General features: G+C 34.7%; 1 pseudogene. It reads right to left on the bottom strand.

Going from position 1 to position 415, the window contains the following annotated elements:
• Positions 1-358 (bottom strand): annotated as a pseudogene (locus AB4323_RS23065) (hypothetical protein); the annotation flags it as partial.
• Positions 359-415 lie beyond the last annotated feature (57 nt).

The raw sequence follows: 415 nt of genomic DNA, 5'->3' as shown, positions 1-415 counted from the left end.
CTGTGTTACTGGTGACTCCATCTTTAGTGGCTGTGATCTTTATAAATCCTAACGCTTTGCCAATTAATTGTCCCGGTTCTACAAAATATCCAATGTTCTTGTTATTAGAGCGCCAAATGCTTAAATCAGTTAGCACCTTTGAAGAGTGATCAGAATAATAACCTACTGCGACGAAAGCTTTTTTGTTCCCCTTCCTCATCGTTAATTTACTTGTTCCCCGAATTCCTGATGAGGAGACGCTAATATCGATCCGTTCTAATGTTATTGCTGGTTTTACATCAACCTCTTCTGACAATTCTAAATTACAACCTGCCAAGAAGAGTATAATTAATATATAAAGGGAGATAATTTTATTCATGGCTATAGCTAGTATGGTTATAAATTAAAAATGATTCTTATAAATTCGATTAATAGC

Origin of the sequence: Vibrio sp. 10N.261.52.C11 (genome assembly GCF_041471405.1) — a bacterium.
In the GTDB taxonomy this organism is placed as follows: domain Bacteria; phylum Pseudomonadota; class Gammaproteobacteria; order Enterobacterales; family Vibrionaceae; genus Vibrio; species Vibrio crassostreae_C.
The sequence above is the reverse complement of the archived record's forward strand: the minus strand, read 5'-3'. Positions and strand labels throughout refer to the sequence as shown.